Raw genomic sequence first — 4,666 nt, forward strand, 5'->3', positions numbered from 1 at the left:
CGCGGAGGGGCGGCGCTCACCGACAATACCGGACGGCGCTGAAAGGGGATATCGAGCGGCGCTGAGAGTGAATATCCCGCGGCGCTCAGAGGTCCGAATACTCACTTTCACACGGTGACCGCGTCTACGTCCATAACGACGAGCCGCGCCACCGCGCTACATCCACTATGCGGGACTCAACTGACGAAACGCACGCGTCTCTGGTCCAAGTGGCGCGTGATCGACACGGGCCTGGACGACCTTGCGGCGCTTCGGTCATCCGAGACCGCAGTCGTGATCCTGGAGCCACGGTCCGCTCCCGGTCCCTGACCTGTTGATCACATGCCGAGCGACGAACCGTCAAGCACACGTCGTGGAATCCGCGGGTTGTGCTGTTCTAGTGCTCCGCCTCGACGGCAGTGAGGCAGACGACTTCCAGTCTGAATCCATGCGGGTCAAGAAGGTAGGTCGCGTAGTAATGCTCCCCGAACTGCGGGAACACTCGTGGCGCGCGCAGAACCTGATCGCCGCGGCCCTGCGCCCAGGCGTGCACTACATCAACCTCATTCCTGGTCGAAACGACGAAGGCGAGGTGGTGGAAACCGGGCTGAGAACGCGAGTAGGGACTCTCTTCCTTCGCCTCATACAGAAACAGTTGAGCGCCGTTCCAATCGACGGGGCAATAGCCGTTACCGAAGCACGGCTGGAAGCCGACTTTCGGCATTAGCTCGTCGTAATAGATCTGCGCCGCGCGTACGTCCGGCACACCGAGTCCTATGTGATCGATCGGCACGAGCCCGCCTCCACCTCGAATCGTAGCGCCTCTGCCAGCAGGCTACCCGGGGCCAGGATGGGCCGACCGGTGGGATTCCATCGGAGGTTGAGAGTTCCGACAGCAATGGCCGGGCAGCGACATCCGACACGGTTGGTCGGTACGGTGCCGGCCAGGCTGCCGCATTCCCGCCGGGTTGTGCAAGCGTTTTGTCGATCGCGACCCGTCGGCAGGAGGTGAGACCCATGAACGCAGTGTCCGCGCTGGGTGCTCCCCCGTAGTCCACGATCGCGCGACGGCGGGAGTTCGTCATTGGGAAAGTCCGACAGGCAATTCGCGAAAGTCGACTCCCACGAACACGACACCTTCTTCTGCGTATCGGCTCGACGATCAGTTCCGATGGCATCCCGGCGGCGCGGACGCCGTGGGAACTCGGTCTCATCGCCGGCCTTTCGGATGCCGGGATTGACTTGACTCATGTGGCGTTGATGTGGTCGTGGCCGACCGACGGGCTCTGCTGGAATGCAGCGCGTGAGCCACCACCGCGATGACGGCGGCGACCAGGCCCGTGCCTAACGTGATCCCAAGTCACCACCCGGTGGCCGTGGGCGTCCGCCTCGTCGGGCCGCACCCGGCGGCCGCAACCTCGGGGGCGGTGAAGGTGACGCAGGGGATGACCCGCGTCTCGGCCTTCCGGCGCAGCCCGAGGATCGCGTTCGTCGCGGCGACGCTGTCGTTGACGCCGGCGGTGTGGGTGAACTTCGGCAATCCGGTTATGTCGCCGGCGGCCCAGATCCGGGGTTCGTGGTGCGGAGCGTCGCGTGGACGGCGACGTAGCCGTCTGCGTCGGTGCGGACGCCCGCATGTTCGAGGCCGAGGGCGTCGGCCCGCGGCGCCCGGCCGAGTGCGGCGACGATGACGTCGAACTCGATCGTGCTCCCGTCGTCGAGGATGAGGACCCCGGATTCGCCGTCGCTCGAGCTGATCGACGCGCCGGTGCGGCTGGTGCGTACGGTCGCACCGTCGCGGAGCAGCGCGTCGTGGATGATCCGGCTCGCATCCTCGTCCTCCTTCGGCAGGATCCGTCGACCGCGGTGCACGATCGTCACCTGCGAGCCCAGCCGCGCCATCGCCTGCCCCAGCTCGCATCCGATCGGGCCGCCGCCGAGCACGACGAACCGCGTGGGGAGGTCGGTGAGGTCCCAGAAGTCCTCGCTGGTGCGTATCCGCACCGAGCCCGCCCCGTCGATCACTGGTAGAGCCGGTGGGGTGCGGTCGCGATAAAGGCCTGCCGGAACCGCACCTCGGTGCCGTCGACGGTGAGCGTTCGGTCGGACGTGAACCGCGCGTCGCCCATCATGACTGCTATGTTCTCGGCTTCGAGCGCCTACGTCGAATCCACCGGGGCGATGGTCTGGATCGCCCGATCGACCGACGCCATGGCGGTGCGGAAGGCCGCGGCGCTCGAAGCGAGGGTGGTCGGCCGTCCGGAGTGATTCGCCGCATCTGGCGCGTGGGCGGCGGCGATGAGCGCCTTGGACGGCAAGCAGCCGGTCCAAAGGCAGTCACCGCCGAGCCGTGCGCGTTCGATCTGCAGCAACCTCGTACCAAATTGCGACCGGTTCGCGCCGAGTTTTCGCCGAGTGAACAAATCCCACGCTGGCGCATCACGGTGGTCGAAAAGACAATACCGCGCGGCAATCTCGGTACCCGCCTGTCTCTGAGGTCCAGCGTCTCCTACTCGGGCGGAGCACCGCGACCTTCGGTGTCACGTCACATCCCTCAACCCGGAGTACGACGGCCATGGGGTGGCGGCCCCTCATCACTGTGTGCGACCGGCTCGGCATACGGCCTCCAGTCCGGATTCGACTCCGATGGACATGGAGGCCAGGAGACGCGACGCTGCGGATTTGAAGCTCCCACCAGACTCGTCTCGAGCCTCGGTCATTCCACCGGGCGCTGCGTGAGATTCGCGGCGGCCCGCGTCAGGAGATCGATGAGTTGGGCGGAAGAACCTGCCGGCAGTCCGTCGAATGCTCTGCTGTTGATGTCGTCAGCAATCGATTCCACTTGCGGTACCAATTCCTCTGCACGAGAAGTCAGGTGCACGATCGCGCGCCGCCCGTCGGTCTCGTCAGGTACGCGATAGATGATCTCATCGCGTTCCATGCGGCGAAGCGTGAGTGCCATCGTGGGTTGCTCGATTTCGGCGGATCGCGCCAGCTCGGCCTGTGTCGCCGGGCCCGTGGCAGACAGGGTGAAGATCACCGGCAGGTACGCCGGCGACAACCCGAGGGGGGCAAGTGCCTCCGCCATGCGACGCTCGAACACACGTGCACTCAGGTTGATCATGAATCCCGCTGATTCGTACCGTTCGAAGCCCACGTCGCCGCCCCTCGATCACGTGTCGCTGGCGCATTCGAATAGATCCTCGCACTCCTGCGCAACACACGGATCCCACGAGCCCTCCGGCAGCGGCGGGCCTCGACTGAGCAAGCGCCATCTCTTGAACCTAGATACATAGTATGCTATTCTATTTGTGGGTTCGACTCAGGGCCCTTCGCCGCTCCGGCCGGGCCGAACGAGATCCCAGGCCACCGATTCAAGTCGGCGTCGCTGATCACCATCGTGCGCACACACGCGTCACCGCTGCGCGCACAGGTGCGCGATGCCAGGAGACAACAACATGCCACTCACCATTGCCCGCCTTGAATTCCGGTCCAGGTCCGACGACGACCAAGGCGCCACCACATTCCATTTCCAGCCCACGAAGCCGTTCGGTTTCAGCGCCGGGCAGCACGGCCTCTGGTACGTGCCGAACGGCGGTATCAGGCCATTCACGATCGCTTCCGCACCAGAGGACGCTACCATCGCGCTGGGCACGACGCTTGCTTCCGGGAGCCGGATCAAGCGCGCACTCGCGGCACTGACCCGGGGGTCGACGGTTCGCCTCGCAGGACCGCTCTCGAACTTCACCTTGGATCCATTGGCGACCGAGGTCGTGATGCTGGCGCAGGGAACCGCTGCCACCCCGTTCAGGTCGATCCTTCGGCACCTGGCGCTGCTGTCGTCCAGGCCACAAACCACCCTCATTCACGTCGGCACCGCACACCCATTCCGCGGTGACACAGAGCCGCTTGCCACTCACGCCTACTGCCCGGGCTCGCGCGAGGAATTCGGCGACCGGGTGAAGGCGTCCGCTGTCGCCCAGCCGGAAGCATCCTTCATGATCGCCGGGACGGTTGCGTTCGTGAAGTCGACCAAAGCGCTGCTCCAAGCGAACGGCGTGCAGCCGACCCAAGTGAAGGCCGGCCCCTTCATCGGTTGGTCCGGTCCGCGCTCGGCCGGTAGCGCGGACGTACGCAATCTCACCGCGGCCAACCCGACGGCACACTGATGCCCTCGAGGTCCACGAATACGAGGCCGGATGTCTCCCACCTGACTCGCAGTCAGGACGTGCGCTCCACGCGAACGCGGAGAGAGGACTCTCGACGACGAGACCACCGGCGACGGTTGGTGTCGCGGCGTCCTCGGGCGGCCCGCTCGGCACGCCCTTGTGCCGCAGGTGGTAACACGGATACCTGGATCCCCGCCCGTCTTGCCATGCAACTCCGAAGATGACTACACACTCTCGCCCCTCGCGATAATCACCGGCGCGAGCTCCGGCGTCGGACGCCAGACCGCGATCGACCTGGCCGAGGCCGGCCACGACTTGGTCGTGGTGGCTCGCGATCCGGACCGCCTCGCCGAGACATCCCCTGCGGCGCGATCTCGTGATACTGAAGCCGTCGTCAAGGTTCGACCGCTCGACCTAGTGTCCTGCGCCGGTAGTTCGTTGGAGTAGTCGTTTGAGGGAGTCGAGGATCTGCTCGGCGGGCTTGGTCCAGACGAAGGGCTTCGGGTTTTCGTTCCACC

The 4,666-nt window shown here is 65.5% G+C and carries 7 protein-coding genes; 2 read left to right on the forward strand and 5 right to left on the reverse strand.

All coding sequences use genetic code 11. From position 1 onward, the window contains the following. Window positions 1-376 precede the first annotated feature (376 nt). From IEX31_RS18150 to IEX31_RS18170, 5 genes are all read right to left on the reverse strand, one after another. The gene (locus tag IEX31_RS18150; RefSeq protein WP_188744798.1) at window positions 377-772 is read right to left on the reverse strand and encodes a VOC family protein; all 396 of its coding nucleotides are present in this window, start codon (window positions 770-772) and stop codon (window positions 377-379) included. Between the two features lie 567 nt (window positions 773-1,339). Beyond that, entirely contained in the window at window positions 1,340-1,519 is a 180-nt protein-coding gene (locus IEX31_RS18155) for a hypothetical protein (RefSeq protein WP_188744799.1), read from the reverse strand. Between the two features lie 5 nt (window positions 1,520-1,524). Continuing rightward, a complete protein-coding gene (locus IEX31_RS18160; RefSeq protein ID WP_188744800.1) occupies window positions 1,525-2,004 on the reverse strand; it encodes an FAD-dependent oxidoreductase in 480 nt (159 codons plus the stop codon). Window positions 2,005-2,138: 134 nt separating this feature from the next. Further along, window positions 2,139-2,351 carry a hypothetical protein gene (locus IEX31_RS18165; RefSeq protein ID WP_188744801.1) on the reverse strand — a complete coding sequence of 71 codons (213 nt, stop codon included), beginning with the start codon at window positions 2,349-2,351 and terminating at the stop codon, window positions 2,139-2,141. Between the two features lie 344 nt (window positions 2,352-2,695). After that, the gene (locus IEX31_RS18170; RefSeq protein WP_188744802.1) at window positions 2,696-3,136 is read right to left on the reverse strand and encodes a MarR family winged helix-turn-helix transcriptional regulator; all 441 of its coding nucleotides are present in this window, start codon (window positions 3,134-3,136) and stop codon (window positions 2,696-2,698) included. A 301-nt stretch (window positions 3,137-3,437) separates the two neighbouring features. On the opposite strand from IEX31_RS18170, the gene IEX31_RS18175 reads away from it, so the two are divergent. Together IEX31_RS18175 and IEX31_RS18180 are read left to right on the forward strand one after the other, a co-directional pair. Further along, window positions 3,438-4,148: a ferredoxin--NADP reductase gene (locus tag IEX31_RS18175; protein WP_188744803.1), complete on the forward strand. Its 711-nt coding sequence runs from the start codon at window positions 3,438-3,440 to the stop codon at window positions 4,146-4,148. A 168-nt stretch (window positions 4,149-4,316) separates the two neighbouring features. Then, window positions 4,317-4,595 carry an SDR family NAD(P)-dependent oxidoreductase gene (locus IEX31_RS18180; RefSeq protein ID WP_229662487.1) on the forward strand — a complete coding sequence of 93 codons (279 nt, stop codon included), beginning with the start codon at window positions 4,317-4,319 and terminating at the stop codon, window positions 4,593-4,595. Window positions 4,596-4,666 lie beyond the last annotated feature (71 nt).

Origin of the sequence: Agromyces bauzanensis (assembly GCF_014645655.1) — a bacterium.
In the GTDB taxonomy this organism is placed as follows: domain Bacteria; phylum Actinomycetota; class Actinomycetes; order Actinomycetales; family Microbacteriaceae; genus Agromyces; species Agromyces bauzanensis.